At 48.2% G+C, this 25,570-nt stretch carries 24 protein-coding genes and 3 tRNA genes; 6 read left to right on the top strand and 21 right to left on the bottom strand.

Going from position 1 to position 25,570, the window contains the following annotated elements:
- Positions 1-445: 445 nt before the first annotated feature.
- From rplS to ffh, 5 genes are all read right to left on the bottom strand, one after another.
- Complete coding sequence (gene rplS, locus KZ771_RS02205; protein WP_290571525.1) at positions 446-811, bottom strand: 50S ribosomal protein L19; 366 nt, start codon at positions 809-811, stop codon at positions 446-448.
- Positions 812-842: 31 nt separating this feature from the next.
- Positions 843-1,589 (bottom strand): tRNA (guanosine(37)-N1)-methyltransferase TrmD, encoded by a 747-nt coding sequence (gene trmD, locus KZ771_RS02200; RefSeq protein ID WP_290654230.1) that lies wholly within the window; start codon positions 1,587-1,589, stop codon positions 843-845.
- A 10-nt stretch (positions 1,590-1,599) separates the two neighbouring features.
- Positions 1,600-2,151, bottom strand: coding sequence for a ribosome maturation factor RimM (gene rimM / locus KZ771_RS02195; RefSeq protein WP_133540120.1), 552 nt, complete (start codon positions 2,149-2,151; stop codon positions 1,600-1,602).
- A 40-nt stretch (positions 2,152-2,191) separates the two neighbouring features.
- The gene (gene rpsP, locus KZ771_RS02190) at positions 2,192-2,440 is read right to left on the bottom strand and encodes a 30S ribosomal protein S16 (RefSeq protein ID WP_105306804.1); all 249 of its coding nucleotides are present in this window, start codon (positions 2,438-2,440) and stop codon (positions 2,192-2,194) included.
- A 118-nt stretch (positions 2,441-2,558) separates the two neighbouring features.
- A complete protein-coding gene (gene ffh / locus KZ771_RS02185) occupies positions 2,559-3,923 on the bottom strand; it encodes a signal recognition particle protein (RefSeq protein WP_290654229.1) in 1,365 nt (454 codons plus the stop codon).
- A gap of 191 nt (positions 3,924-4,114) precedes the next feature.
- On the opposite strand from ffh, the gene ccsA reads away from it, so the two are divergent.
- Positions 4,115-4,909, top strand: coding sequence for a cytochrome c biogenesis protein CcsA (gene ccsA, locus KZ771_RS02180; RefSeq protein ID WP_290654801.1), 795 nt, complete (start codon positions 4,115-4,117; stop codon positions 4,907-4,909).
- An 80-nt stretch (positions 4,910-4,989) separates the two neighbouring features.
- Positions 4,990-6,288: an HlyC/CorC family transporter gene (locus KZ771_RS02175; RefSeq protein WP_290654228.1), complete on the top strand. Its 1,299-nt coding sequence runs from the start codon at positions 4,990-4,992 to the stop codon at positions 6,286-6,288.
- A gap of 34 nt (positions 6,289-6,322) precedes the next feature.
- On the opposite strand, the gene KZ771_RS02170 is transcribed toward KZ771_RS02175, so the two are convergent.
- Together KZ771_RS02170 and gshA are read right to left on the bottom strand one after the other, a co-directional pair.
- Positions 6,323-6,958 (bottom strand): hypothetical protein, encoded by a 636-nt coding sequence (locus KZ771_RS02170; protein ID WP_290571551.1) that lies wholly within the window; start codon positions 6,956-6,958, stop codon positions 6,323-6,325.
- A 134-nt stretch (positions 6,959-7,092) separates the two neighbouring features.
- Positions 7,093-8,703, bottom strand: coding sequence for a glutamate--cysteine ligase (gene gshA, locus KZ771_RS02165; protein ID WP_290571515.1), 1,611 nt, complete (start codon positions 8,701-8,703; stop codon positions 7,093-7,095).
- Between the two features lie 157 nt (positions 8,704-8,860).
- On the opposite strand from gshA, the gene KZ771_RS02160 reads away from it, so the two are divergent.
- Entirely contained in the window at positions 8,861-11,458 is a 2,598-nt protein-coding gene (locus tag KZ771_RS02160) for a response regulator (protein ID WP_290654227.1), read from the top strand.
- Between the two features lie 13 nt (positions 11,459-11,471).
- Entirely contained in the window at positions 11,472-11,645 is a 174-nt protein-coding gene (locus KZ771_RS02155) for a hypothetical protein (RefSeq protein ID WP_290654226.1), read from the top strand.
- A 38-nt stretch (positions 11,646-11,683) separates the two neighbouring features.
- On the opposite strand, the gene KZ771_RS02150 is transcribed toward KZ771_RS02155, so the two are convergent.
- From KZ771_RS02150 to KZ771_RS02110, 9 genes are all read right to left on the bottom strand, one after another.
- On the bottom strand, positions 11,684-12,817 hold the full coding sequence (locus KZ771_RS02150; RefSeq protein WP_290654225.1) for a sodium ion-translocating decarboxylase subunit beta: 1,134 nt from the start codon (positions 12,815-12,817) through the stop codon (positions 11,684-11,686).
- Positions 12,818-12,824: 7 nt separating this feature from the next.
- Positions 12,825-14,621, bottom strand: coding sequence for a sodium-extruding oxaloacetate decarboxylase subunit alpha (gene oadA, locus KZ771_RS02145; RefSeq protein ID WP_290654224.1), 1,797 nt, complete (start codon positions 14,619-14,621; stop codon positions 12,825-12,827).
- Between the two features lie 44 nt (positions 14,622-14,665).
- Positions 14,666-14,923 (bottom strand): oxaloacetate decarboxylase subunit gamma, encoded by a 258-nt coding sequence (locus KZ771_RS02140; RefSeq protein WP_133540113.1) that lies wholly within the window; start codon positions 14,921-14,923, stop codon positions 14,666-14,668.
- A 125-nt stretch (positions 14,924-15,048) separates the two neighbouring features.
- Positions 15,049-15,125, bottom strand: a tRNA-Arg gene (locus tag KZ771_RS02135).
- 20 nt (positions 15,126-15,145) lie between these two features.
- Positions 15,146-15,222 (bottom strand) — tRNA-Arg (locus KZ771_RS02130).
- Positions 15,223-15,257: 35 nt separating this feature from the next.
- Positions 15,258-15,350: transfer RNA gene (locus KZ771_RS02125), tRNA-Ser, on the bottom strand.
- 202 nt (positions 15,351-15,552) lie between these two features.
- Positions 15,553-15,744, bottom strand: a complete 192-nt coding sequence (csrA, locus tag KZ771_RS02120) for a carbon storage regulator CsrA (RefSeq protein WP_133540112.1) — start codon at positions 15,742-15,744, stop codon at positions 15,553-15,555.
- Positions 15,745-15,863: 119 nt separating this feature from the next.
- Complete coding sequence (alaS, locus tag KZ771_RS02115; protein WP_290654223.1) at positions 15,864-18,467, bottom strand: alanine--tRNA ligase; 2,604 nt, start codon at positions 18,465-18,467, stop codon at positions 15,864-15,866.
- 84 nt (positions 18,468-18,551) lie between these two features.
- Positions 18,552-19,040 (bottom strand): regulatory protein RecX, encoded by a 489-nt coding sequence (locus tag KZ771_RS02110; RefSeq protein WP_243734545.1) that lies wholly within the window; start codon positions 19,038-19,040, stop codon positions 18,552-18,554.
- Between the two features lie 50 nt (positions 19,041-19,090).
- Between KZ771_RS02110 and KZ771_RS02105 the strand changes: the two genes are divergently transcribed.
- Both KZ771_RS02105 and KZ771_RS02100 read left to right on the top strand, forming a co-directional pair.
- Complete coding sequence (locus KZ771_RS02105; protein WP_290654222.1) at positions 19,091-19,816, top strand: SIMPL domain-containing protein; 726 nt, start codon at positions 19,091-19,093, stop codon at positions 19,814-19,816.
- Positions 19,817-19,876: 60 nt separating this feature from the next.
- Complete coding sequence (locus KZ771_RS02100; protein WP_290654221.1) at positions 19,877-21,745, top strand: GGDEF domain-containing protein; 1,869 nt, start codon at positions 19,877-19,879, stop codon at positions 21,743-21,745.
- Here KZ771_RS02100 and KZ771_RS02095 read toward each other — a convergent pair.
- The 5 genes from KZ771_RS02095 to KZ771_RS02075 are packed head-to-tail and all read right to left on the bottom strand — an operon-like array spanning position 21,684 to position 25,564.
- Complete coding sequence (locus KZ771_RS02095) at positions 21,684-22,688, bottom strand: agmatine deiminase family protein (protein WP_290654220.1); 1,005 nt, start codon at positions 22,686-22,688, stop codon at positions 21,684-21,686. The genes KZ771_RS02100 and KZ771_RS02095 overlap by 62 nt on opposite strands.
- A gap of 1 nt (position 22,689) precedes the next feature.
- The gene (gene rluB / locus KZ771_RS02090) at positions 22,690-23,562 is read right to left on the bottom strand and encodes a 23S rRNA pseudouridine(2605) synthase RluB (RefSeq protein ID WP_290654219.1); all 873 of its coding nucleotides are present in this window, start codon (positions 23,560-23,562) and stop codon (positions 22,690-22,692) included.
- Entirely contained in the window at positions 23,555-24,124 is a 570-nt protein-coding gene (scpB, locus tag KZ771_RS02085) for an SMC-Scp complex subunit ScpB (RefSeq protein ID WP_290571549.1), read from the bottom strand. The genes rluB and scpB overlap by 8 nt, the downstream gene beginning before the upstream one ends.
- On the bottom strand, positions 24,105-24,917 hold the full coding sequence (locus KZ771_RS02080; RefSeq protein WP_290654218.1) for a ScpA family protein: 813 nt from the start codon (positions 24,915-24,917) through the stop codon (positions 24,105-24,107). Before KZ771_RS02080 ends, scpB begins: the two co-directional genes overlap by 20 nt.
- A 23-nt stretch (positions 24,918-24,940) precedes the next feature.
- Positions 24,941-25,564 (bottom strand): L-threonylcarbamoyladenylate synthase, encoded by a 624-nt coding sequence (locus tag KZ771_RS02075; RefSeq protein WP_133540107.1) that lies wholly within the window; start codon positions 25,562-25,564, stop codon positions 24,941-24,943.
- Positions 25,565-25,570: the final 6 nt, after the last annotated feature.

Raw genomic sequence — 25,570 nt, 5'->3', positions numbered from 1 at the left:
GGTGCCAATGCGCGGCTGAGCCGTGGGGGGAAGCGACAAGCAAAATGGCAGACTTTATTAGGGTTCAGCCTCCCTCCGTCAAAGGGACGCTGCAAGTACATCCCTGTACGCTTGTTTCCGGCCATCCATGGCCTCCAACACCCTTTGACGGAGGGAGGCTGAACCCTAATGCCTGCCATTTCACTTGTCGCAAGTAAGAGTTGCTAGCCGGAGAGCAGATTTAGGACGGGACGCGCTAAGTGATTGAGCAGCTCCTTATTCAAGGGTGTCTGGCGCCATGGATGGCGCCAGTCAAGCCCTACAGGGACGTACTTGCGGGCGTCCCTTGAATAAGGAGTGTCAATCACCAGCGTATCCGTTCTAAATCTGCTTTCCGGCTAACGACCACTCCTTGTTTAAAAACAAAAAACCCGGCCGGAGCCGGGTTTTTCGAAAGCGGGGCGACTTATTTGTTGCCGAGCTTTTCGCGGATACGTGCAGATTTGCCTGAACGCTCGCGTAGGTAGTAAAGCTTGGCGCGACGTACTGCACCGCGACGCTTCACGTTGATGCTGTCGATCAATGGGCTGTGGGTTTGGAACGTACGTTCTACGCCTTCGCCGCTTGATACTTTACGTACCGTGAATGCAGAGTGCAAACCACGGTTACGAACACGGATAACCACACCTTCAAATGCCTGAAGACGCTCACGGTTACCTTCTTTAACTTTTACATTTACACTAACCGTATCGCCCGGAGCGAATTCCGGTAAATCTTTTTTCATTTGCTCTTCTTCAAGAGCCTTAATGATATTTTGGCTAACTTTTGCCATGGTATTTCTCCTTTCCTAGGTAAACTGTACGTTAATCTTCAGAGTCTTGTGCGGCGATAAATTCGCTTAACAAGCGCTCCTGCTCGTCAGTCAGAGCTAGGCGATTAATTAAATCCCGACGCTGCAACCAGGTTTTACCCAGTGATTGTTGCAAACGCCAACGACGTATTTTCTCGTGGTCACCACTCAGTAACACTGAGGGAACCTGCTGATCGTTGTATACCTCCGGGCGAGTGTAATGCGGACAGTCCAGTAAACCATCAGCAAAAGAATCTTCTGCTGCTGAGTCCTGGTGACCCAATACCCCGGGAACTAGGCGTGCTACTGCATCGATAACGACCATTGCCGGTAGTTCTCCACCGCTTAGCACATAATCCCCGATTGACCATTCAGCATCGACATATTGCTGAATGACTCGCTCGTCGATACCTTCGTAACGACCGGCTATTAAAATCATTCGATCATTTTGGGCTAACTGTGTTACCCCGTGATGATCCAGTTTTTGCCCTTGAGGTGACAGATAAATAACCGGTGTATCAACACCTAGTTCAGCTTTTGCTGCTGTGATGGCATCCACTAGCGGTTGCACCATCATCAACATGCCCGGTCCCCCACCATACGGTCTGTCGTCTACCGTGCGATGTTTGTCATGCGTGAAATCACGCGGGTTCCATACTCGAATACTTAACAGTTCGTCCTGAATTGCGCGTCGGGTCACACCATATTCGGTGATTGCCGCAAACATTTCAGGGAACAAACTGATAACGCCTACCTGCATGGCGAGGCCGTTAAAAGTCTGCGGGCCAGTCCACCTGAATTAGCTGATTGTCGCTATCCACATCGAGAATATACTCGCTCTGGATAAACGGAATCAGTCGTTCAGACTTTCCAAACGCGTCATTCGAGTTAGCACGAACAACCAGCACATCATTGGCTGGTGTTGGCATCATCTGTTCTACCACACCCATATCGTAGCCTTGTTTGTTTTTTACTCGCATGCCAATAAGGTCACGCCAGTAAAACTCATCTTCGGCTAACGCTGGCAACTCGTCAGCAGTTATGCTGATTTCCATTCCAGTAAAGCGACTGGCCTGATCGCGGTCATTAACACCGTCGATACGCGCAATTAAACCTTTATTATGACGACGCCATTCGGCGATAGTCACGGCTTGTTCGCTTTGCTGGCGGGTTGCAGCTGACTGCAACGTCCAGGGGCTATAACTAAAAATATCTTCCGGGTCGCCGGTGTATGACTGAATTTTCAACCATCCCTTAACGCCATAAACTGCACCAATTTGGCCGATTACAACAGGGGCTGATTGTGAGTTACTTGCTGTCATATGTTACCGATAACCCTGTGACTTAATTAAGTCGTTATGCTTACGCCGCAGCGCGAGCATCTTTTACTAATTTCGCTACGCGATCTGATAAAGATGCGCCTTGACCTACCCAGTGTTCAACACGGTCTAAGTCGATGCGAAGTTTTTCTTCCTGACCACGAGCTACGGGGTTAAAGAAGCCAACATTTTCGATAAAGCGACCGTCGCGGGCATTGCGACTGTCAGCAACTACCATTTGGTAGAAGGGGCGTTTTTTAGCGCCGCTGCGTTGTAAACGAATGGTTACCATTGCGTTCCTCGATTTCAATTGTGTAAATGTAAAACGTTTCTGTTAAAAACAGCAAAGCCCTCCGACACGGTCGGAAGGCTCGGCAATTCTACTGATTTTTTCTTCAAATGCAAGTTTATTAGCGTCCCGGAAACATTCCTGGTGGTAGTTTTCCGCCCATGCCTCGCATCATTTTCTGCATGCCACCGCCTTTCATTTTTTTCATCATTTTTTGCATCTGCTGAAATTGCTTCAGCAACTTATTGACGTCCTGCACCTGGGTGCCGGAGCCTGCTGCAATACGGCGTTTGCGAGAACCTTTAATGACATCCGGATGGTTACGTTCCTGTTTGGTCATGGAATTAATAATGGCTTCCATGCGCAGCGTCACTTTATCATCCATTTGACCTTTAATTTGATCCGTCATTTTGCCCATGCCGGGTAATTTATCCATTAACCCCATCATGCCGCCCATGTCGCGCATCTGGGCTAATTGATCACGGAAGTCCTCCAGCGAGAACTGACCTTTTTTCATCACCTTCTTAGCAACTTTCTCGGCCTTTTCGCGGTCAACTTTACGCTCGACTTCTTCGACCAGCGAAAGGACGTCACCCATACCCAGGATGCGCGATGCGACGCGATCAGGATGGAAGGGTTCTAAAGCATCGTTCTTTTCACCAACTCCCAAAAACTTGATGGGCTTGCCGGTTATATGACGAATCGACAGCGCTGCACCACCGCGCGCATCACCATCGGTTTTGGTCAGGATAACCCCGGTTAAAGGCAGCGCATCGTTAAAGGCTTTGGCGGTGTTGGCCGCGTCCTGGCCTGTCATCGAATCGACCACAAACAAGGTTTCGATGGGGTTAATGCTGGCATGCAGTTGTTGGATTTCCTGCATCATGTCTTCGTCAATACTTAAGCGACCCGCAGTATCAACCAACACCACATCAATAAACTGCTTTTTTGCTTGTGCAATGGCAGCTTTAGCGATGTCTTCCGGTTTTTGATCGGTGCTTGACGGAAAGAACTCAACACCGGTTTGTTCAGCCAGGGTTTCCAGCTGTTTAATCGCTGCCGGACGGTAAACGTCGGCACTGACAACCATCACCTTTTTCTTTTCGCGCTCTTTCAGGAACTTCGCTAACTTACCAACACTGGTGGTTTTACCGGCACCCTGCAGACCCGCCATTAACATAACAGCAGGTGGCTGGGTATTGAGATTAAGCGGCACATTGGCTTCACCCATAGCCGCTTCAAGTTCGCTTTGAACTATTTTGACAAAGACCTGACCCGGCGTAAGGCTTTTATTAACCTCGGTGCCAACAGCACGCTCTTTTACCTTAGCGATAAACTCTTTTACCACTGGTAATGCAACGTCGGCTTCCAGCAGCGCCATACGCACTTCGCGCAGCGTATCTTTTATATTGTCATCGGTTAGCCGACCGCGGCCGCCGATATTGCGTAGCGAGTGTGACAGTCGTTCGCTTAAATTCTCAAACATAAGGGCGATCTCTTCCGTTGTTTTCTTCTTTAGCGGATAAATTGCTAAATCGAAGCAGCAGCACGTTATAATTCATGGGGTCATTATATCTGATTTGCAAGCAACTTTCGCCCTCTGATACTTGGGTTTACACGATCATGATCGTATACTCGCTGTCATTCATCGTTTCAATTGAGGATTGCGAGCCCGTGATGCTCACGATATTACTGCTGTTAGCTATTTTGGGGTATGTTGCCAGTGCTGTTGTGGTACTGCAAAACATACTGCAAAACCGGCTGTTAAATCCGGCGTTCCAGTTAATCCCTGCAGTTATTGCCATTGTTAGTCATGCGGCACTCATTTTTAATGAATTTTCTGCGGATAACTTTTATCACATTAATATCGCCTCAAGCCTGGCCAGTGTCGCTTGGCTAATCGCATTATTCGCATTATTGCGGGGTCAACATGCCGGCGCGATGATGCTAAAACCCGTGGTTTATTTGTTTGCTGCACTCAGCTGTATCCTGCTGGCCTTTGCCCCGGCTCGTTGGGGCACCTACCTGAGTATGGATGTGGGCCTGTTGATACATATTGTATTGTCGTTAGTCGCCTATGGCATCCTTGCGCTGGCAACCCTATATGCTATTCAAAGTGCTTATGTCAGCAAGATCCTTAAGCAACGCAAGAACCCGGTAATCTTTAGTAAACTGCCACCGTTAATGACACTGGAAAGGTACTTTTTCCGCTTGCTGTTCAGCGGTACCTTACTGTTACTGCTTGCACTTGCCTCAGGGTTTGCGTTTTTAAATGATATGTTCGAGCAGGATGTTGCCCACAAAACGATACTGAGCATTGCCGCGGCGGCAGTCTATATCGTGGCCAACGTGATCCACCGGATCAGCGGTGCGCGTGGTCGCCTTATGGTTGTGTTAACATTGGTTGGCGGCATTTTATTAACCTTAGGCTATTTTGGCAGTCGTTTTGTCAAAGATATTTTGCTCAGTTAACCGGGCACCACTTGACAGCACAGTTCAACAATTTACATTGTCTGTTTCTGTAACAACACTAGAACGATAGGATTTACATCTTGGACGATATCTCGACGAGTACGTTACTCGTTAGTTTAGTCATTCTCATTGCATTATCAGCATACTTCTCTGGCTCAGAAACCGGCATGATGTCAATCAACCGGTATCGTTTGCGGCATTTGGTGCAGAACCAGCACAAAGCGGCTACACGAGTGCAATACTTGCTTGATCGTCCGGATCGCTTAATTGGCCTTATTCTTATTGGTAACAATCTGGTCAACATCGCAGCATCGTCTATCGCGACCATTTTGTTTATGCGCTGGCTGGGCGATCTTGGGTTATTGCTGGCCCCCTTTGTACTAACCCTAATCGTACTGATTTTCGCAGAGGTAACGCCTAAAACCATCGCCGCGCTGCATCCTGAGCGAGTCGCGTTCCCGAGCTCTTTTATATTGCGGCCTCTTCTAACTCTGCTGTACCCGGTTGTCACCTCGGTTAACTTTATTACTAATGCTTTTATGCGTTTGTTAGGTGTTGACCCTAAGCGGGCTCATGTCGGTGATGCGCTGAGCTCTGACGAATTGCGTACCGTCGTTAACGAAGCAGGTAGCCTGATACCCACCTCACACCAGGAAATGTTAACCAGTATTCTGGACCTGGAAAAAGTTACTGTAGAGGATGTCATGATCCCGCGTAATGAGGTTATTGGCATCGACATAAATGATGATATCAGCCGGATTACTAAGCAAATTGAACAGGCACAACACACTCGTGTGGTGCTATATCGTAATGACATTGACGATGCGATAGGTTTTTTACATGCTCGCGACGTAATGCGGTTGATGAGTAAAAACCGCTTTGAAATTGACAAAGCATTGCTGGTTCGCGCGGCTCGCGATATCTACTTTATACCGGAAGGCACGCCGCTTAACGTGCAACTACTTAAATTTCAGCGGCGCAAAGAACGCATTGGCCTGGTGGTCGACGAATATGGCGATATTCAGGGTCTGGTTACACTGGAAGATATTCTGGAAGAAATCGTTGGCGACTTTACCACCTCGATGGCACCACCGCCCAGCGAGACGGTTACCGCACAACCCGATGGCAGCTATCTGGTTGAAGGCAGTGCTAACCTACGTGAATTGAATAAAGAGATGGATTGGCATTTTCCTACTGACGGCCCTAAAACCCTGAGCGGCTTGATAATTGAGCAGTTTGGCGATATTCCACAAGCACGGATGAGTTTACGATTAGGGGGCTACCCGGTAGAGTTGATTGAGGTAGGCGATACCATGATAAAACAGGTTCGGGTATTACCTGGCTTCTACCGTTCAAACAACAGCTCAGTAGAAAATTAAGGCCTTTATTTACATTAGTTAATCAAACAGCTGATTAGCCGAAAAACAGGTTATAAAACCAACCATGCTGGAAGTCCTCTTCACAGGTTTTTAACTGTGCAGCGTAACGCAATGAACGTTGTTTAACGGTCTTTGAAGTGCGAACCAGCCAAGGCTTCTGTAAGTAGGTTTTGCGCTGATATCCGCCCCACCCTTCGTGATAATTAAGGTATTGTGCGTAGGCATCCCACTTTGAAACACCATTGATCTTATAGGTTTTAGCGATAAACCATCCCATAAAATCAATTGCATCTTCAAAATCACTGCGGCTAGCCCAACCGTTACCTGTCTCGCGTTGGTAGTCTTCCCAAGTCATAGTTTTCGCTTGAGAGTAGCCGTAGGCACTACTAACCCGTCCCCAGGGAATAAAACCTAGCAAATAGTCCCGTGGAGGAATCGCATCGTGCTTAAACGAGCTCTCCTGGTACATCATTGCCATCGGTACATGAATGGGAACTCCCCATTTATCCCGAGCATCGGCGGCAGCGTGATACCAATCTTCTTTTTCTTCAAATATGTGACAAATATTCTCAGGGGATGCCGGTGGCGCCGACGCACAACCTGCCAGTATCAACGCACTGACGCCGATTAAAAAAGGATGCTTTAGTTTTTTTAAATTTTTTTGCTTCATCATTGAACTTTCATTACACAACCGACTCAGAATAAGTGAGCAGCGATGTTGTGTTCATCCCCTGAATATTATTTTTGGCGCGGTCAGTATTGGCCGCGCTTTTTTATTATCTGTAGCAAACTATCGATAGGCTGTTATGGAGCCCCGGATTTTGCCGCCGCAGTAAAATAATCACGTAAGAAGTGGTCAAAATCAACAACATTGTCCTGCTCTTTACGTTCTGCAAATGCTTGTTCTGATTTTTCCTTCCAGTCAGCAAAGTCTTTGTCCTGATATAACTCAAGTTCAGAACGCGTAAACTCATCGCGGTAGCGGTGCGCCAGGTCCATTCCCAATTGGCTAAAGTCCCAGTCATTCTCTTTCAGAGTGCTCATAATTTGACCCGATAGCGTTAGCTCCGGGTTAAGCACACATTGGTAAAGCTCAGCGATAGCTTGCTGGTAACCGCCACGATTATCAGCGTATTGATCCAATGATTTAGCAATCAGGGTAAAGTCTGCAAATAACTCTTCCAGCCAATCAGCCATTAGTCGCTGCTGGCCGTTTTGCCATAGCTCCAGGCTTGGGTTACGCCCTTCCATTACTACTTTGGTAAAGTTCTTGTCATATTGTTGCTGTTCGTCCCAGCTCATAGTAGGACTATCAGTCAGCAGACAATACATTAATAATGTATCCAGGAACTGGATTTGCTGTTCTGTAATACCAATACCGCTAAATGGATTGACGTCCAGTGCGCGAATTTCAATATACTCCACTCCGCCTCGCTCCAATGCCTGGCTTGGCGTTTCGCCTTTTTGAGCGGTGCGTTTCGGTCTCACCGGGGAATAAAATTCATTTTCAATTTGTAAGATATTGGCATTGAGCTGGTTATATTTACCGTCAACCTTCACACCAATCTTCGCAAACTGCTGCGACGGTGTCGTGATGGCTTTGCGCAGACCCGCAACATATTCGTGCAGCGAGTTATAGGTAATGCCCAGGCTTGCTTGTTCTTTGTTGGTGTAGCCCAGGTCACTCATGCGCAGCGACGTAGCATACGGTAAATAAGCCGTTCCCTTACCCAGGCGCTGAAAGTTCCAGTCAGTATCTTTTTGTTCGGTGCCCGTTTGTCGAAAGAACGACTGGCAGAATGCCGGCGAGGCTCCAAATAGATAAGGAATCACCCAGGCAACTCGTTTAAAGTTGCGGATAAGGTCAAAATACTTTGCCGAGCGAAATGCCGCGTCATCCTCGCACTGATTTTGTTCGGCTAGCTGACTCCACATTGCTTCTGACACAGAAAAGTTAAAATGAACCCCCGAAATCACCTGCATGGTCGCGCCATAACGATGTGTCAAACCCTGGCGATACAGGCTTTTCATGCGGCCTGAATGTGAATCGCCATACTTGGCAATACGGATATCCTTATCAGAGCCAAGATAGCAAGGCATACTCAAAGGCCACAATAATTCGTCGCCGATAGCGTGGTACGTAACCCGGTGTATATCGCGAAGCTGCGCTAGCGTGGCTTTAATGCCGCTCGCAACAGGAGTAATAAATTCCAGTAAATTCTCAGAATAATCGGTGGTAATCGTCGGATGGGTAAGCGTTTTACCCAGGCTCTCCGGGTGATCACTGGTAGCTAGTGTACCATCAGCTTTTATCCGCAGCGCTTCGCGCTCAATGCCACGATGAATACCTGACCAGGCGGCACCCTGCTTGGCCTCGTTTAACTCCCTGACGCAATCAGCTAATGACTTTTGCAAAATACGACTCCATGAACCTTTAAAAACTGGCGTGTGCCAAGCTTACTGGTAATTTGATGTAACGTCTACGATCGCAGCCGCCAACTGGTTTAACCGCTTGGCGTTTTTATAGTCGCGTGGCACACTAATCACCTAATTTTTAGGGATGTAATTGTTGATGACTTCAATTTGGACATTTTTGCAGATCACCATTATTGCGTTGCAATCAATAAGTTTGATTCTCTACGCAATTCTGCCTCCGCCATGGAACGGCACGGTGCTACTGGTTACGGTAATACTAAGTTTATTGGTAGCCTGCGGCGTTTGGATATGGACCCACCGCACTTCGCTAACGTCGCCATTGCAGCAACCATTTTTGTCATCTAACTCGCTGAAGCTGTTCGAACAAGTATTTAATGATCTACCGACCCGTGTTTACTGGCGTGACAGTGAGCTTAATTTACTGGGCGGTAATCATGCTTTTTGCCGCGATATTGATATCGATGATGATGAGCTGAGTGGCAAAAGTGATGACCAAATTACCTTACTAGCCAAAAGCCGTATCCTGTTTGACCGCGATCAACAAACATTAGCCAATCAACACCCTTCCTGTAACGAGGAAATCGAACTTGAACTCAGTAGCGGTAAACGCTGGGTCGAGCACTCCAGTGTGCCCTTATATGACGAAGACGGGCATGTCATCGGTATTCTTGGCAGTTATTACGATATCAGCAGTATAAAGTCAGTTGCTGAGCAAATGGAACGGGCCAAAGAAACTGCAGAACAAGCAAACCAGGCTAAGGGCGAGTTTTTAGCCAACATGAGTCACGAAATTCGTACGCCGATCAACGCCATTGTCGGCATGGCTAACTTGTGTCTTAAAACCGAACTGAATCAAAAGCAAAAACGCTACCTTAGGGTGATTGACTCGTCGTCACAGGCGCTGTTGGGGGTTATCAACGATATTCTCGACTTTTCTAAAATTGACGCAGGTAAGTTATCAATTGAACGTATTCCTTTTGATTTACAAGATGTTTTGACGTCACTGGCGGATATGTTTGCGTACAAAGCTTATGACAAAGACTTAGAATTTATTATTAATCTTCCGGCTAATATTCCAACCCGGCTACTAGGGGATCCGCTGCGTTTGAATCAGGTGTTAGTTAACTTGGTGAGCAATGCAATTAAGTTTACCGAGGACGGTGAAATTAATGTTGCCGTCACCCTGTTAGAAAAATCGGAGCAACAGGTTTGGTTGCGTATCTCGGTTAGCGACACCGGCATTGGTATGGATGAAGAACAGCGCGCCAACTTATTTCAGGCTTTTACCCAGGCTGATACATCCACCACGCGTAAGTATGGCGGCACCGGCTTAGGCCTGGCTATTTCCAGACGCCTAATTACCTTGATGGGCGGTGATATTGGGGTGACTAGTGGCGTGGGTCAGGGCTCTACTTTTTATATTGAGCTAACGCTACCGCTACAAGATGAACAAGATACGTCACATCATCAATACCTCATGCAAAAACTTGAAGGCGTGCGAGTGCTTGCTATCGACGATAACCTGAGCACGCGTGAAATGTTACAAGAAATGCTTCGCAGTTACCGGGTTGACGTGCGCGTGTGCCGCACCGCCGAGCAAGCACTGACGTTGTATCAAGAATCCTTAGAAGAACAACAACCGTTTGACTTAATTTTAGTCGACTGGCGCTTACCGGGTATGGATGGCCTCGCTTTCTGTCAAAAAATACAGCAACAGTACAGTGATGAGCAACATCCCAAGCTGGTGCTGGCGACGGGCTATTACGTGGAAGAGTTAAACGATAAAGCACGACAAGCGGGCGTTGCCGATATACTGTCTAAGCCCTACACTGCGGCAACACTGGGTAGAAGCTTAAGCGCCACACTCTCCCCTTCTGCCGAGCAACCGCGTGCTGTTGGTGAAGCCCATGTGCGTGTGCCTGACAGTATTCGACACGCACCTGTGTTGGTGGTTGAAGATAACGAGATTAATCAACAAGTAGCACGCGAGCTGCTTACCTCGCATCAATTTAAGGTCGATATTGCGGAGCATGGCCAGGCTGCACTCGATGCTATCGCACAAAAACGTTATGCGATTGTACTGATGGACATTCAAATGCCGGTGATGGATGGCCTTACAGCGGCAGCCGCTATCCGCGCACAATACAATTACCAACAACTACCAATTCTGGCTATGACAGCGAATGCCATGAGCGGTGATGAGGAACGCTCGTTAGCAGCCGGAATGCAGGGGCATATTGCTAAACCGATCAACGAAGATCAGTTATTAAAAGCGATCGTTAAGTGGTGTGTACCCGGTGATTATTCCGCTGAACCTGCGGATGATGCCGCGGATTATCCGGTTGCAGACACTGCAACACAGACAAAAGTCCGTTATCCACAAACTAAGGGGATCGATTTTGATGCGGCACTAGCGCGTCTTGGCAACAACGTCGAGCTGTATCTAAAATTAGTCGCGCAGCTGCATGAACAATATCAAAATTCAGCTATGAAAGTGTCTGACTTTATTACCCGCGGTCAGCATGACAGTGCACGACGCTATTTTCATTCACTCAAAGGTGCTGCCGGTAACCTGGGGCTGGAGTCATTACAGGCCAAAGCCGGCGAACTGGAAAAGTTTATGGCAGAAGGCAATATCGACAAAGTTGCCGATCAAATCACTGTGCTGGAAAAACGCCTGCAACATGCACATCAGGCGGCAAGTGATTTAGACGCAATTCAACATCATCAGTGACAAAGGCGCTACCATGATTCGATTTATTTTCTTAATTCCGCTGGTTTTAAGTCTGGCCTGGATTATTTATTTACAACTAAATGGCTGGACCCTAAAACAAGGGCTTAAAGGCTTTGGCTATATTGCGATTTTCAGTACGGTTATCGCGGTGTTTTATACGCTAATGATGTGGCTAACCGGTCGTTAACAAACCGGTTAGCCAAGTGTAGGTGCTTTGTCAGTGAGTTAAGGACCAACCAAGGCTAACAGTACCCCGGCCGCAACCGCCGAACCCAGTACGCCGGCAACATTAGGACCCATAGCATGCATTAGCAGGAAGTTGCTTTGGTTCGCATCCAGCCCTACTTTGTTAACCACTCGTGCCGCCATCGGTACGGCAGACACACCTGCAGCTCCAATTAATGGGTTAATTGGACTGCTACTGAATTTACCCATCAGCTTAGCCATTAAAATACCACTGGCGGTACCAATCGAGAAGGCTACCGCTCCCAGGACCAAAATGCCCAGCGTGGTAAAGCTGAGGAATTGCTCCGCCTGAAGTTTTGAACCCACAGCCAGCCCCAGAAATATGGTGACAATATTGATTAGGTCGTTCTGCGTGGTTTTGGTCAATCGTTCGACCACGCCCGATTCGCGCATCAGGTTACCCAAGCAAAACATGCCTACTAACGGCGTGGCGCTTGGCAACAGCAATAAAGTCAGCAGCACCACCGCCAACGGGAAAAATATCTTCTCGCGCCGGCCTACCGGACGCAGTTGCTCCATTTTTATTTGTCGCTCGGCTTTATTGGTTAGCAACTTCATTATGGGTGGCTGAATAATCGGCACCAATGCCATATATGAATACGCGGCCACCGCTATTGCACCAAGTAAATCAGGTGCTAGTCGCGAGGCAAGGAATATCGCCGTCGGACCATCGGCACCGCCGATAATGGAAATCGCCGCAGCATCGGCCATAGAGAACTCAATTCCCGGGATCACGTTCAGCGCTATTGCACCAAACAAGGTCGCGAAAATACCAAACTGAGCCGCGCCCCCTAACAACATCATTTTCGGGTTAGCAAGTAACGGTCCAAAATCGGTTAATGCCCCCACCCCCATAAAAATAAGCAGCGGAAACATACCGGTATCGATACCCACAGTGTAAACGTAGTAGAGCACGCCACCCGGCTCGTTAAAGCCACCCAACGGGATATTGGCCAGAATGGCGCCAAAGCCGATAGGCAGCAGTAACAAGGGCTCAAACTTTTTAGCAATGGCAAGGTACAACAGAATACCCCCTACCACTATCATACCGGCCTGGCCCGGCGTCATGGCAGAAATACCAGTGGTCTGCCATAAGGTCAGTAATTTATCCATAATTTATTTAGCCCAGCGTTACCAGTTCATCACCCACAGAAACAGCATCACCCTCTTTAACCTGTAAAGAGGTGACGGTGCCGTCAGACTCAGCTTTAATATCGGTTTCCATCTTCATGGCTTCCATAACGATGACGACATCACCGGCTTTAACTGATTGACCCTCTTTTGCCACGACTTTAAAGATATTGCCGGCCAATGGGGCTTTAATCGTATTACCGCCCTCAGCTGCTGAACCAGAACCTTGCTGGTCGTTGCTTTGGTTAGACGGAGCCGGCTGTACATCGTTAAGTTCGCCTGCCGGACCAACCGTCACGCGGAAGCGCTGACCGTCGACATCAATATCGTATTGTTCCGGGCCAGCTGTAGAGGCATTAGTTGTCTGGGCTTTATCCTCAGCCTGCTGTTCTTTTGCTTCGGTTGGCGCAGGTTCAAAGGCATCCGGGTTATCACGATTTTTAAGAAACTTCAGACCGATTTGCGGGAACAATGCATAGGTCAAAACATCATCAACAACGTCGTCGGCCAGGCGAATATCCTCGTCCTTAGCTTTTTGCTTAAGCTCATCAGTTAACTGATCGAGTTCGTTATCAAGCAAATCAGCAGGACGTTGAGTGATAGCCTCGGCACCATCCAATACGCGTTTTTGTAATTCTTCGTTGACCGGAGCTGCGGTCGCACCATATTCGCCTTTTAACACCGCAGCCGTTTCTTTAGAAATATTGGCGTAACGCTCTCCGCTTAGTACATTTAATACCGCTTGTGTGCCAACGATTTGGGAGGTCGGCGTCACCAGTGGAATGTAACCAAGGTCTTCACGTACTTTTGGTATCTCTTCTAAAACCTGATCAAACTTATCAATTGCACCCTGCTCTTTTAACTGGTTTTCCATGTTGGTTAACATGCCACCCGGAACTTGAGCTAACAAGATACGCGCATCAACCCCTTTGAGTGAACCTTCGAACTGGGCATACTTCTTACGCACATCACGGAAGTAACTGGCTATTTCTTCCAAAGCAACCAGGTCCAGTCCGGTATCGCGCTCGGTGTTCTCTGTCATCGCTACCAGGGTTTCTGTCGGTGAATGACCATAGGTCATACTCATTGACGAGATAGCAGTATCCAGCATATCAATGCCGGCATCGATCGACTTTTGGTAAGTCGCAACGCTTAGACCCGTGGTGGCATGGCACTGCATAGCAATAGGTAAGTCAGTATTTTTCTTTAATGCAGAGACTAGTTCAAATGCATCGTTAGGACGCAACAAGCCTGCCATGTCTTTGATACACAATGAATCGCAGCCAAGATCTTCAAGCTGCTGTGCCATCTCAACCCATTTTTCCAGCGTGTGAACCGGACTCACCGTATAAGACATGGTGCCCTGCGCATGCCCATCAACATCTTTCGCCGCTTTAATTGCGGTTTCTAAATTGCGCACGTCGTTCATCGCGTCGAAAATACGGAAAACATCGACGCCATTTTCCTTAGCCCGCTCTACAAAACGTTTGACCACGTCATCGGCATAATGACGGTAACCCAACAGGTTTTGTCCACGCAGTAGCATTTGTTGTGGCGTATTCGGCATCGCTTTTTTAATTTCGCGGATACGTTCCCATGGGTCTTCACCCAAATAACGGATACAAGAGTCAAAGGTTGCGCCGCCCCAGGATTCCATTGACCAATAGCCAATTTTATCGAGTTTTTCAGCCATCGGTAGCATGTCATCTAAACGAAAACGCGTTGCTAGCAAAGACTGGTGTGCATCACGAAACACAAGCTCCGTCAGTTTAAGCGGGTTACTCATGGAAAATTCTCCTTGTAGTTTTTGTTCGGACTGGCTGGCTACCGTTATTTTTTATGATTTTGGTTAGTCGAACGATAGCGATGCACCGCAGCACTGATCGCTGCAACGACTTTAGGTGATACGTTATCGCCTGTCGTTGTGGATCCTTGCGCTGTGGCGCTCTGGCGGGATGTCGTTGGCTCGGGGTGTGGGATCACCTTTGCCATTAGCATCATAGCAGCGATCAATAGCAGCAAGAACGCCAACACAGCGCCCATGCCGACCAGCATAATTTCTGCGGCATTACTAAATAAGTCAGTCACGACAACTCCTGCAGATAAAGCCTAAATGTTATAAAAAGATTAAAGACTATGGTAGCAGGCTTAGCAAGTAGATAAAGGGGAATATAGTGACTATAAAGAAATAAAATAAAGGAAAATCAAAGAAATGGCGCGCTCGGAAGGATTCGAACCTTCGACCGCCTGGTTCGTAGCCAGGTACTCTATCCAGCTGAGCTACGAGCGCGCAGTAGGCAGTGTTGAAAGTGGCGCGCTCGGAAGGATTCGAACCTTCGACCGCCTGGTTCGTAGCCAGGTACTCTATCCAGCTGAGCTACGAGCGCGCATTTCAAACTTACTTTAACAACAAAACGTTACGTGGCGGAGAGGGAGGGATTCGAACCCTCGATAGGGCTACAAACCCTATACTCCCTTAGCAGGGGAGCGCCTTCAGCCACTCGGCCACCTCTCCGTAACGTTGTGGCGAGCATTCTAGCGATGTTGGCTATAATGTCAATTGCTTTTTTAGTATCTAGCGTTCAAGTGTGGGATATTTAACCATCTCGACTAGATTTCAGGCAAAACCCTGTAAAAACACAAAAGCCAGCACTAGCTGGCTTTTAGCAACTTTAAACAATAGGCCAGTAACTTACTACTGGCCTATATGCTAATCGTTACTCTTCGTTAGACTGTTCGTCGTCTTTTTCTGACTGAATGCGCATGTAAATTTCTTCGCGATGCACGGAAACTTCTTTCGGTGCATTAACGCCTATGCGCACTTGATTACCTTTTACGCCGAGCACCGTTACGGATACATCGTCGCCAATCATCAGTGTTTCGCCTACCCGGCGTGTCAAAATCAACATAACTTGCTCCTTCAATACTGTTCCGCTTCACCGCGAATTAGAACGTTTCCCTAAGTTATTGATTGGCAGTCTAACAACATCCGCAACAATTACACTATAACGGAACATATAAATGCACGTTAACTTTTGAGTGTTTGCTCCAACCAAGTTGTTGCGGTCGCCAAGGCTTCACTTAGATGTTCAGGTTGCGAGCCGCCGGCCTGAGCCATATCCGGACGTCCACCACCTTTACCTCCGACAACGTTTGCGGCTTGGTTCACAAGTTCACCGGCCTTAACCTTTGCCGTCAAATCTTTGGTTACACCAGCAATCAGGCTAACTTTATTAGCCTGTGCTGTTCCAAGTAATACGATACCTGATGATAATTGGTTCTTAAGATCATCAACTAATCCACGCAACGCCTTTGCATCAGTGTCCTCGAGTGCTGCAACAATGACTTTGATGCCGGCGATATCGGTAGCCTGGTTAATAAGACCGCCGCCAGCCTGCTGTGCAAGCTTTTGTTGTAGCTGCCCTTTGTCGCGTTCAAGTTCTTTATTCTTGTGTTGTAACTGAGCAACTTTTTCACCGACTGAATCACGGTCCGTCTTAAACTCGGCCGCTAACTGATCCAGCATTTTCTGCTGCTGTTGCGTGTAATTAATCGCTGCCGCGCCGGTCAAAACTTCAATGCGGCGCACGCCCGATGCGATACCCGTTTCGTTAATAATACGGAACAAACCGATATCACCCGTCGCACGAACATGTGTACCACCACAAAGTTCCATCGAAAAATCGCCCATACTGACAACCCGGACATCATCGTCGTATTTTTCGCCAAATAACGCCATCGCACCAGCCTTTTTGGCTTCTTCGATGTTCATTAGTTGCGTTTTCAGGTCAACATTAGCGCGGATTTGCGCGTTAACTTCACGCTCTAATTGCGCCAATTGATTCGCACTCACCGGTTCAAAGTGAGAAAAGTCAAAACGCATACGCTCGGCTTCAACCAAAGAACCCTTCTGGTTTACGTGCTCGCCCAATAAATTGCGCAGCGCAGCATGTAACAAATGGGTAGCCGAGTGGTTGCGACGAATATTATCTCGACGCTCAGCGTCAACAATGGCAGTGACTGTTTGATTAACCTTTATGTCAGCTTTAGCGGTACCGTGATGTGCGATCGCTTTACCGACATACTGGGTATCGTTAACCTCAAACTCTCCGTCAGCGAGCAGCAGCCGCCCGGTATCGCCGACTTGCCCACCGCTTTCAGCATAAAACGGTGTCGCCGTCAGTACCACAATGCCATTGTCGCCCGCAGCTAATTGCTCAACCTGCTTACCATCCTTAAACAGCTCGACCACGTTCGACTGACCCTGGTCTTCGCTATAGCCGAGGAATTCGCTTTGCTGCGATGATTTAAGCTGACTGTTGTAATCAACACCGAATTGCGAACTTTGCTGAGCGCGTTGACGTTGCTCCGCCATCGCCTCATCAAAACCGGCTTCATCAATGGTTAATTCTTGCTCGCGCGCGATGTCAGCGGTTAAGTCCATCGGGAAACCGTAAGTATCATACAGTTTAAAAACTACTGAGCCGGGAATAACACCGTCGCTTAACTTGGCTATTTCTTCGTTTAAAATCACCAGCCCACGTTCAAGGGTTTTAGCAAACTGCTGTTCTTCGCGTTGCAATGCCTCTTGGATAACTTGCTGTTTTTGCTTCAGTTCAGGATAGGCATCGCCCATTTGGTTAATCAGTTCATCGACTAACTGGTAAAAGAACGCTTGCTTAGCACCCAGTAAGTGGCCATGGCGCACTGCGCGGCGGATAATCCGACGCAACACGTAACCCCGGCCTTCGTTTGAAGGCATCACGCCATCCACGATTAAAAATGAACAAGAGCGTATATGGTCAGCAATAACGCGTAGCGATTTGCTTTGCAGATCGTCCGTGCCTACCGCTTTTGCTGCCGCTTTTATCAGCGCCTGGAAGGTATCGGTTTCGTAATTGCTGTGCACACCTTGCAAAATAGCGGCAATGCGTTCCAGGCCCATGCCGGTATCGATTGAGGGATCAGGCAGCGGCTCCATGGTACCGTCCGCTTGACGGTTATATTGCATGAATACCAGGTTCCAGATCTCGATAAAGCGATCTCCGTCTTCTTCCGGTGTTCCCGGTGGGCCGCCCCAAACCTCGGGGCCGTGATCATAAAAGACTTCAGAGCATGGCCCACAAGGACCAGTATCGCCCATCGACCAGAAGTTATCTTTCTCGCCAATTCGCGAGATGCGATCTTCCGGCACGCCAATTTCTTTTGCCCAAATATCGTAGGCTTCGTCATCCTCGGTAAATACCGTAACCCAGAGTTTCTCAACAGGTAATCCGAGCTCTTCGGTCAAAAATTCCCATGCGTACTGAATAGCCTGGCGTTTAAAGTAATCACCGAAACTAAAGTTACCCAGCATTTCAAAGAATGTATGGTGACGCGCGGTGTAGCCGACATTTTCCAGATCGTTGTGCTTGCCGCCGGCACGCAGGCAACGTTGCGCTGAGGTGGCACGTGTGTAGCGACGTTTGTCAGTACCCAAAAAGACGTCCTTGAATGGCACCATACCAGCATTAGTGAATAATAACGTAGGGTCATTGCCCGGAATCATAGACGCTGAGGGGACGCGCTCGTGTCCTCGGTCAGCAAAAAACTGCAGAAACTTCTCTCGAATTTGGGCGCTATTCATGCTCATTTAAGATCCTATAGAACGTTTGCCGCCACGGGCGAATTTCAATCAAAATATACGCGTAAGATTAGCATGAACAGAATCCTACGCCTAGCGCTCGAGCTCGCCTAATACGGCAAAAATTTCATCGCTGTTAAAACCCCGTTGCTGTAAATAGCGCACTCGTTTAGCCCATTGTTTTTTATCTTCGGGCGGTTGTTCGCCGAATTTACGGGCATGCACCTCACGACACTGCGAACGCCAGTCTACTTCGTGTTGAGCCAGTACCTGCTCCAACAATTCTCTATCAAGCCCGCGTTGTTGGGTTGCCTGCGCGATAATTTTCAAGCGCCCCTGACGCTGCATGAGTTTGTCTCGAACAAAGCTTTGCGCAAACCGTTCATCGCTTTGCCAGCCCTCTTCGGCCAGCCAATTAACCAGTTCCACAATCCAGCTTTTAGGCCAGCCTTTTTGCGCCAATTTTTGGCGCAACTCAAATTGGCTGTGTTCGCGCCGAGCCAGTAATCTAAACGCACTATCTTTTAGTGTTTGTCGTTGTTCTTGTTCGCTTTTTTCGCCCATTGTGGAACTTTTATCCATGTAGTGACTCCAATTTGGCAAATTCGGCAGACCTTAGGTAAAGCATAATAATGAAACACTCCGATCCATTTTGGAAACCTACCCTGTTGCTAACGGTCGGTTTAGCATTGCTTATGTCGTTTACTGCGTACGGCCAAACGTTTGATCGTGGCCAGCAATCAGGTATCAGCGTTACCGGGGCAGCCAGCGTAAGTGCGGTACCTGACCAAGCCTCGATAAGCTTCGCTATCGAACAGCGCGGTAACAAACTTAGCGCATTAAAAACCCAGGTTGACCAATATACCACGCGCTTAATCGATGATTTACTCGATCACGATATTCCGCGCGATAATATTCAGTCATTCCAGCTCAGTATTTATCCTCAATACGAGACGGATAACGATGGCAAGCGCGAACAACGTGGCTTTATAGTAAGCCGAAATATCGATGTTACGCTGCCCAGTTTAGCGCTATATGATCAAATTATCGATTTAGCCATTGCACAGGGTGTGACCCGCGTCGGCCAGGTGCGTTTTGAAGTTTCAGACCAGCAACAGCTGTATCAACAAGCATTACAGAAGGCCTTCGAAAATGCCCGCAATAAGGCCGAGTTTATCGCCACTACAGCAGGACTCGAGATCGTATCCGTGATGAGCGTCCAGGAGCAATCTATGGCGCGTCCGGTAATGTTCGAAATGGCAGCTATGGATAGTCGCTCTAAATCCCCATCGCTACCCGGAGCGCAAGAGATCGAAGCGCGTTTAAACGTGGTTTTTAGTGTTGCTGCTAAAAACTGATAGGGACAAGCCGCGATCGTTGTAATACACTCACTTTATAACCTGTTATATGAGTAAATCGTGAAGCTAACATTTCGCGCTCTCATCATTTTAAGTTTTTTGCTCTCCAGCCTACCCGGTCTGGCATCTGAGCCGTGGCAGCAATGGCGGATTGATGCCAGTAGTGACCCCGACAAATGGTTAGAAACCAGCCAGCAGTGGATAGAAACCTACGACAGTCAGCGTGATTTTTCCAAATTAGCTATGGCCTACGCCCTGCGCGCCGAAGCGCTGCGCTATTCCGGTAATGAGGATCAAGTTCAGTCTACTATAGAGGAAGGGCTTCGCTTTGCGAACATTGCTGATGACCCTGTAGCCACAGCGTTACTGCGGATTAACCAAGGCTGGTACTTTTTACAGCGCGGTATTTTAAATCGCGCCGCAGCAAGTGCCAGCTATGCGGTAGAAGCAGCTAAAACTAGTGGCAATAGCAACCTGTTTATAGAGGCAGAGATACTCGAGGCGCAAGTTTTTCATGATTCAGGGGACGTTGCCCGCGCACTGGAAATACTGGAGTCACTGGAAGCCGAACAGCGTTCCGATTTGCCGCGCCTGCAACTTGAGTTTCATAGTCTGATTGGTGCCATTTATCTGGATGTTGGAGCCACAGGGATCGCCTTAGAACACATTCGGGATGCTTACGAAATAGCAAGGGATGCACTCGGTGCCTGGGATCGTTCGGTGGCAGAATACAATCTGGCCCGCGCCTATGCCCGGACAGGAGAACTTTCGCGAGCACGTGAATTCTTTGAGCAGGCACTGCAAACCAGTCGCAGTATCAATGACGGCCTCGGTGTCGCATACGCCCAAATGCGACTGGCAGAAATAGAACATCAGCAAGGCAATAATGATATTGCTCTAACCTTACTCGATAAAACCCTACCCGACTTTCGCGATGCCGCAGCTCATCCAATGGAAGCACAGTCGCTGCTACTGAAAGCAGAGATTTTATTGGCCGAGGCACGATTAGCATCGGCAAAAGGTGTTATTGACACCATGCAGTCGCTTATTAACACGCTGCAAGACGTAACCCTGAAGCAACGGCTATATGAAATTATTTCCGACTATCATCAGCAACAGGGAAACGATAGACAAGCGTTAGAGGCCTACAAAACCTCCGTAGACTACTTACTGCAAGAGCAGGCCGCGTTACAAAACAAGCAAATACAGGAAATTATGGTACGCCTGGAAATCCGCGAGCAGGAGGCAACCAATGAGTTGCTGCAAAAGGAAAACCAGCTACAACAACTGCAATTACAGGAACAGCAGACATCCAATTACCTGATGCTGTGGCTGTTGTTTTCAGGGGCTGCCATTGTGCTATTGATCAGTTACTTTTTGTACCAACAAATGCGCTCCAGACGCCGCTATGCAGAGTTAGCACTTAAAGACGATTTAACCGGCGCACCGAATCGCCGCGCGGTTGTTCGCCATTGTAAATTGGGTCTTGAGCAAGTTCGTCAGAATAAGGCTGCACTGGCATTGGCTATTATTGATTTTGATTACTTTAAACAGGTCAATGATTCCTTTGGGCATGACGTAGGCGATGCCGTACTCAAGCGGTTCGCAGATGTTACACAGGAATGTTTGCGACGTCAGGACCATTTCGGCCGCATGGGCGGAGAAGAGTGGTTATTAGTGTTATTCGATGCGTCAGAAAATGATGCCGAACTGATTTTTTCACGCATTCTTAATCGCATGAACGAGGTTGAAATCAAAGGATTGCCCAGAGATTATCGGGTAACTTTTTCGATGGGCTTTGCCGAAGCGACTGCCGATGATACCTTCGAGCGACTCTATAAGCGTGCTGATGACGTGCTGTACGCTGCTAAAGAACGTGGCCGTCAGCGATTACAGATTGCGCCACTGCCGCCGGCACAGAATGGCTAATACAATGCAGTCCCCCGCCGCCGAGCACAAACTCGCGCGCGGCCGCCGACACTATCGTTTTACCCGGCAATGCCTGCTGTAAACAGTGTAACGCAACGACATCGTAATCAATTTGATAGTGCGGCAGCACAATGACGTTTCCTATGGCAACAACATTAACGTAGCTACACAACAATTTAACTGCGGTGGTGCGCTGCAACGCACCCGTTATGCAAGCCAAACCACGACGTTCTGCGACTGTCGCTGACTGCGGATAGGGTAGCGGCATAGCCACTTTGTTAATGCTATCCGGAAGTTGATCAAGTGCTTTCTCTAATATCCGGCACGCCTGATAGTCAGGATGATTCGGATCATCGGTAGTACAGAAAAGCAGCGTGTCATCATCAATAAACAGCGCCATGTTATCAATATGTCCGCCGGTTTCGTCAGCACTCAAACGGGTATCAACAAATATCGGTTTTAACGGGCTAAAATTATTGCTAATCAGGTTCTTTAAGTACGCTTCAGTCATGCCGGGATTGCGTTGCTTTAAACACGCCATCCCCACCAGTAACCACTCGCCGTTATGACTGAACATACCGCCTTCACCACACCAGCACGCAGCACTTATTGGATAGTCGAATAAACGCTGCGCTAGTGTTTGATCGGCGTTTATCTGATGCTGTATTCCGCCCCATCCATCAAAAGCAGGTAAAATCCCCTGCCAGCCAGAACTGCTAGCCTGTTTAAACCATAACGGTAAGGTATCGCGAAGCCAAATATCGTTATAGGCGATGTTATGATAATCAAGACAGTGAACATTAACCGAGGAAGAAAGTTGTTGCTGTAGCTGTTTTATGGCTTTTTGCGCCGGCTCGCCGGACGCGCGCCATACATCGCTGAGATAAGGTAAAGCGAGCAATAGGTGTTGCTCGCTGCTATACTCTTTAAACCACCAGCGCATGTTACTTTTTAGGCTTACTGGCGCGCGGTTTTTGTTGTCTTAACTGTTGTTTTCTTTTAGCGGTAACTTTACGGATTTTGCCAAACCGACGCTGCTTCGATTCCTGATTACGTGGGTCAATAAACGACCGTGTTTCAGGCGCCAACTTCACTTGCTTGCGTAAATAGTTAACATCTTCCAGCGCCAGTTCTGCCCAACCACCCTGCGGTAGGCCTGATTCAAGCGGAATGTTGCCGTAGCGAACGCGAATCAAGCGGCTGACCTGAACTTCCTGCGACTCCCATAAGCGTCGTACCTCGCGGTTACGCCCTTCGCTCAGGGTGACATGAAACCAGCGGTTGATGCCTTCGCCACCGGCTTGCTTGATGGTATTAAATTTGGCCGGGCCATCTTCTAATTGCACGCCTTTAAGTAAGCGTTGCAACATCGCTTCGTCAACTTCACCAAAAATGCGCACGGCATATTCCCGCTCTACCTGCTGGCTTGGGTGCATCAGGCGATTAGCGAGTTCGCCGTCGGTAGTAAACAACAACAGACCTGAGGTATTAACGTCAAGACGCCCCACGGCAACCCAGCGCGCGCCGGACATTTTCGGCAACCGGTCATAGACCGTTGGACGCCCTTCGGGATCCTTACGCGTACACAGTTCGCCCTCAGGCTTATGATACATGAGTACACGGCAAATCACCGCTTCTTCCGGCTTTATTTGTGCTTCATGGCCATCAATACGAACCTGCGCATCAGCGTCGATACGCTCGCCAAGTCTTGCCACTTTGCCATTAACACGTATGCGTCCGGCTGATATTTTGGCTTCAATCTCCCGACGTGAGCCATGGCCGGAGCGTGCTAATACTTTTTGTAACTTTTCAGTCATTCAGGTCTCTCTCGTTAATCGCTGTCTCAGCGGTACGTTCATCTTCCGGCACATCAATTGCCGGCAATTCATCTAATGTTTGCAGGTTAAAATCGTCTAAAAACTCGGCCGTGGTTGCATAAAGTTGCGGTCTGCCCGGTACTTCTTTAACGCCGACCACTTTTATCCAGCCACGTTCCTGCAACGTTTTCATGATGTTACTACTAACACTAACACCACGAATTTGTTCAATCTCACCGCGGGTAATCGGCTGGCGGTAAACAATCAAAGCCAAGGTTTCCAACAAGGCCTGCGAATAGCGTGGTGGCTTTTCCTGCCACAGTCCGGCTAAACGCTGGCCCAAATCGGCACGTGTTTGAAAACGATATCCTGATGCAACTTTCACCAGCTCGATACCGCGTTCCTGATAATCGTGCTGCAATTCCTGCAGGGTCGCCTTTACTGCTGCTAACGAGGTTTCTCCTGCATTGAGCACAAGCTGCTGCAACTGCTCAGCCGTCAACGGCTGTGGATGTGCAAATAACGCGGCTTCTAGCAATTGTTTAAGCTGGGTCGAATTCATCATGTTGACGTTTTAACCTAATATGAATGTCGCTCATTGGCTCCATCTGCGTCAATTCTATCATTGATTCCTTCACAAGTTCCAAAATTGCTAAAAAACTAACCACGGCGCCCGCGCGGCCTTCGCTGCGAGTAAACAATTTGCTAAAGCTGATATATGATTTTTCTTGCAGCAATTCAATAACTTGACTCATTCGTGCACGGGTAGAAAGCTGCTCACGTTTAATTTGATGGTGCGCCTGTAACTTTATTGATTGCAGCACCCGGCTAAACGCTAAGGTGATGTCTTCCAACGTGACTTCCGGCGGTGGTGTCGTCACATACTCGCGGGCATCGGTATGAATTTCGCTCAGCCAGCTGTCGCGACCTGTCTGCGGCTGTGCGTCAATATATTCTGCGCCACGGCGAATCGCTTCATATTCCTGTAATCTGCGCACCAGCTCAGCTCTGGGATCCGCTTCCTCGTCATCCTCCTGAGGCGCTTTAGGTAATAGCAAACGACTTTTAATTTCTGCCAACATTGCCGCCATAACCAAATAATCCGCAGCCAACTCCAGCTTAAGCTCTTTCATCATTTCGACGTATTCGACATACTGTCGCGTGATAGTCAGCACCGGTATATCGACAATATCCAGTTTTTGTCGACGAATTAAATAAAGCAACAGATCCATGGGCCCGGAAAAGGTTTCCAGGATAACTTCCAGCGCATCCGGTGGAATATACAGATCCTCCGGTTTTTCAATGACCGGTTCACCACGAACAAAACCCAGCGGCAATGATTGTTGTTCAGCCATGGCCACGCTTAGCGCTCAGGGAATTAAAAGCTAAAGGGTTCAATGTCACCGGCACCTTCGCGTCGAATAGTGGGTGCACCATCGGATAAATCCACTACGGTAGTCGGATGTTCCGCTTTATTACCGCCATCGATAATCAAATCCACCAATTTTTCTAATTGCTCCCGAATGCGTTGCGGGTCAGCTTCCGCTAACTCATTATCACCAAGAATTAAACTGGTCGACATCAGCGGCTCATCGAGTTCTTCTAACAAAGCCAAGGCAATTTTATTAGTGGGAACACGAATACCGATAGTTTTTCGCTTGGGGTTCAATAATCGCTTAGGTACTTCCTTGGTGCCTTTCAGGATAAAGGTATACGGCCCCGGCGTATTATTTTTTAACAGTCGAAAAGCATCGTTATCGACTCGCGCATAAATGGATAACTCCGACAAATCACGACACATCAGGGTAAAGTTATGTTCTTTATCGATATCACGGATTTGGCAAATCCTGTCAACGCCCTGCTTATTGCCTAACTGGCAACCTATCGCGTAACCTGAATCGGTTGGATACACAACCACGCCGCCGCGATGAATAATATCGACGGCTTGTTGCACTAATCGCTTTTGCGGATTATCCGGATGAATGTCAAAGTACTGGCTCATGTAAGC

The sequence above is a fragment of the Idiomarina sp. genome, from assembly GCF_019431395.1.
Lineage (GTDB): Bacteria > Pseudomonadota > Gammaproteobacteria > Enterobacterales > Alteromonadaceae > Idiomarina.
Note: the sequence above shows the minus strand (reverse complement) of the source record. Positions and strands in the feature narration are given on the sequence as shown.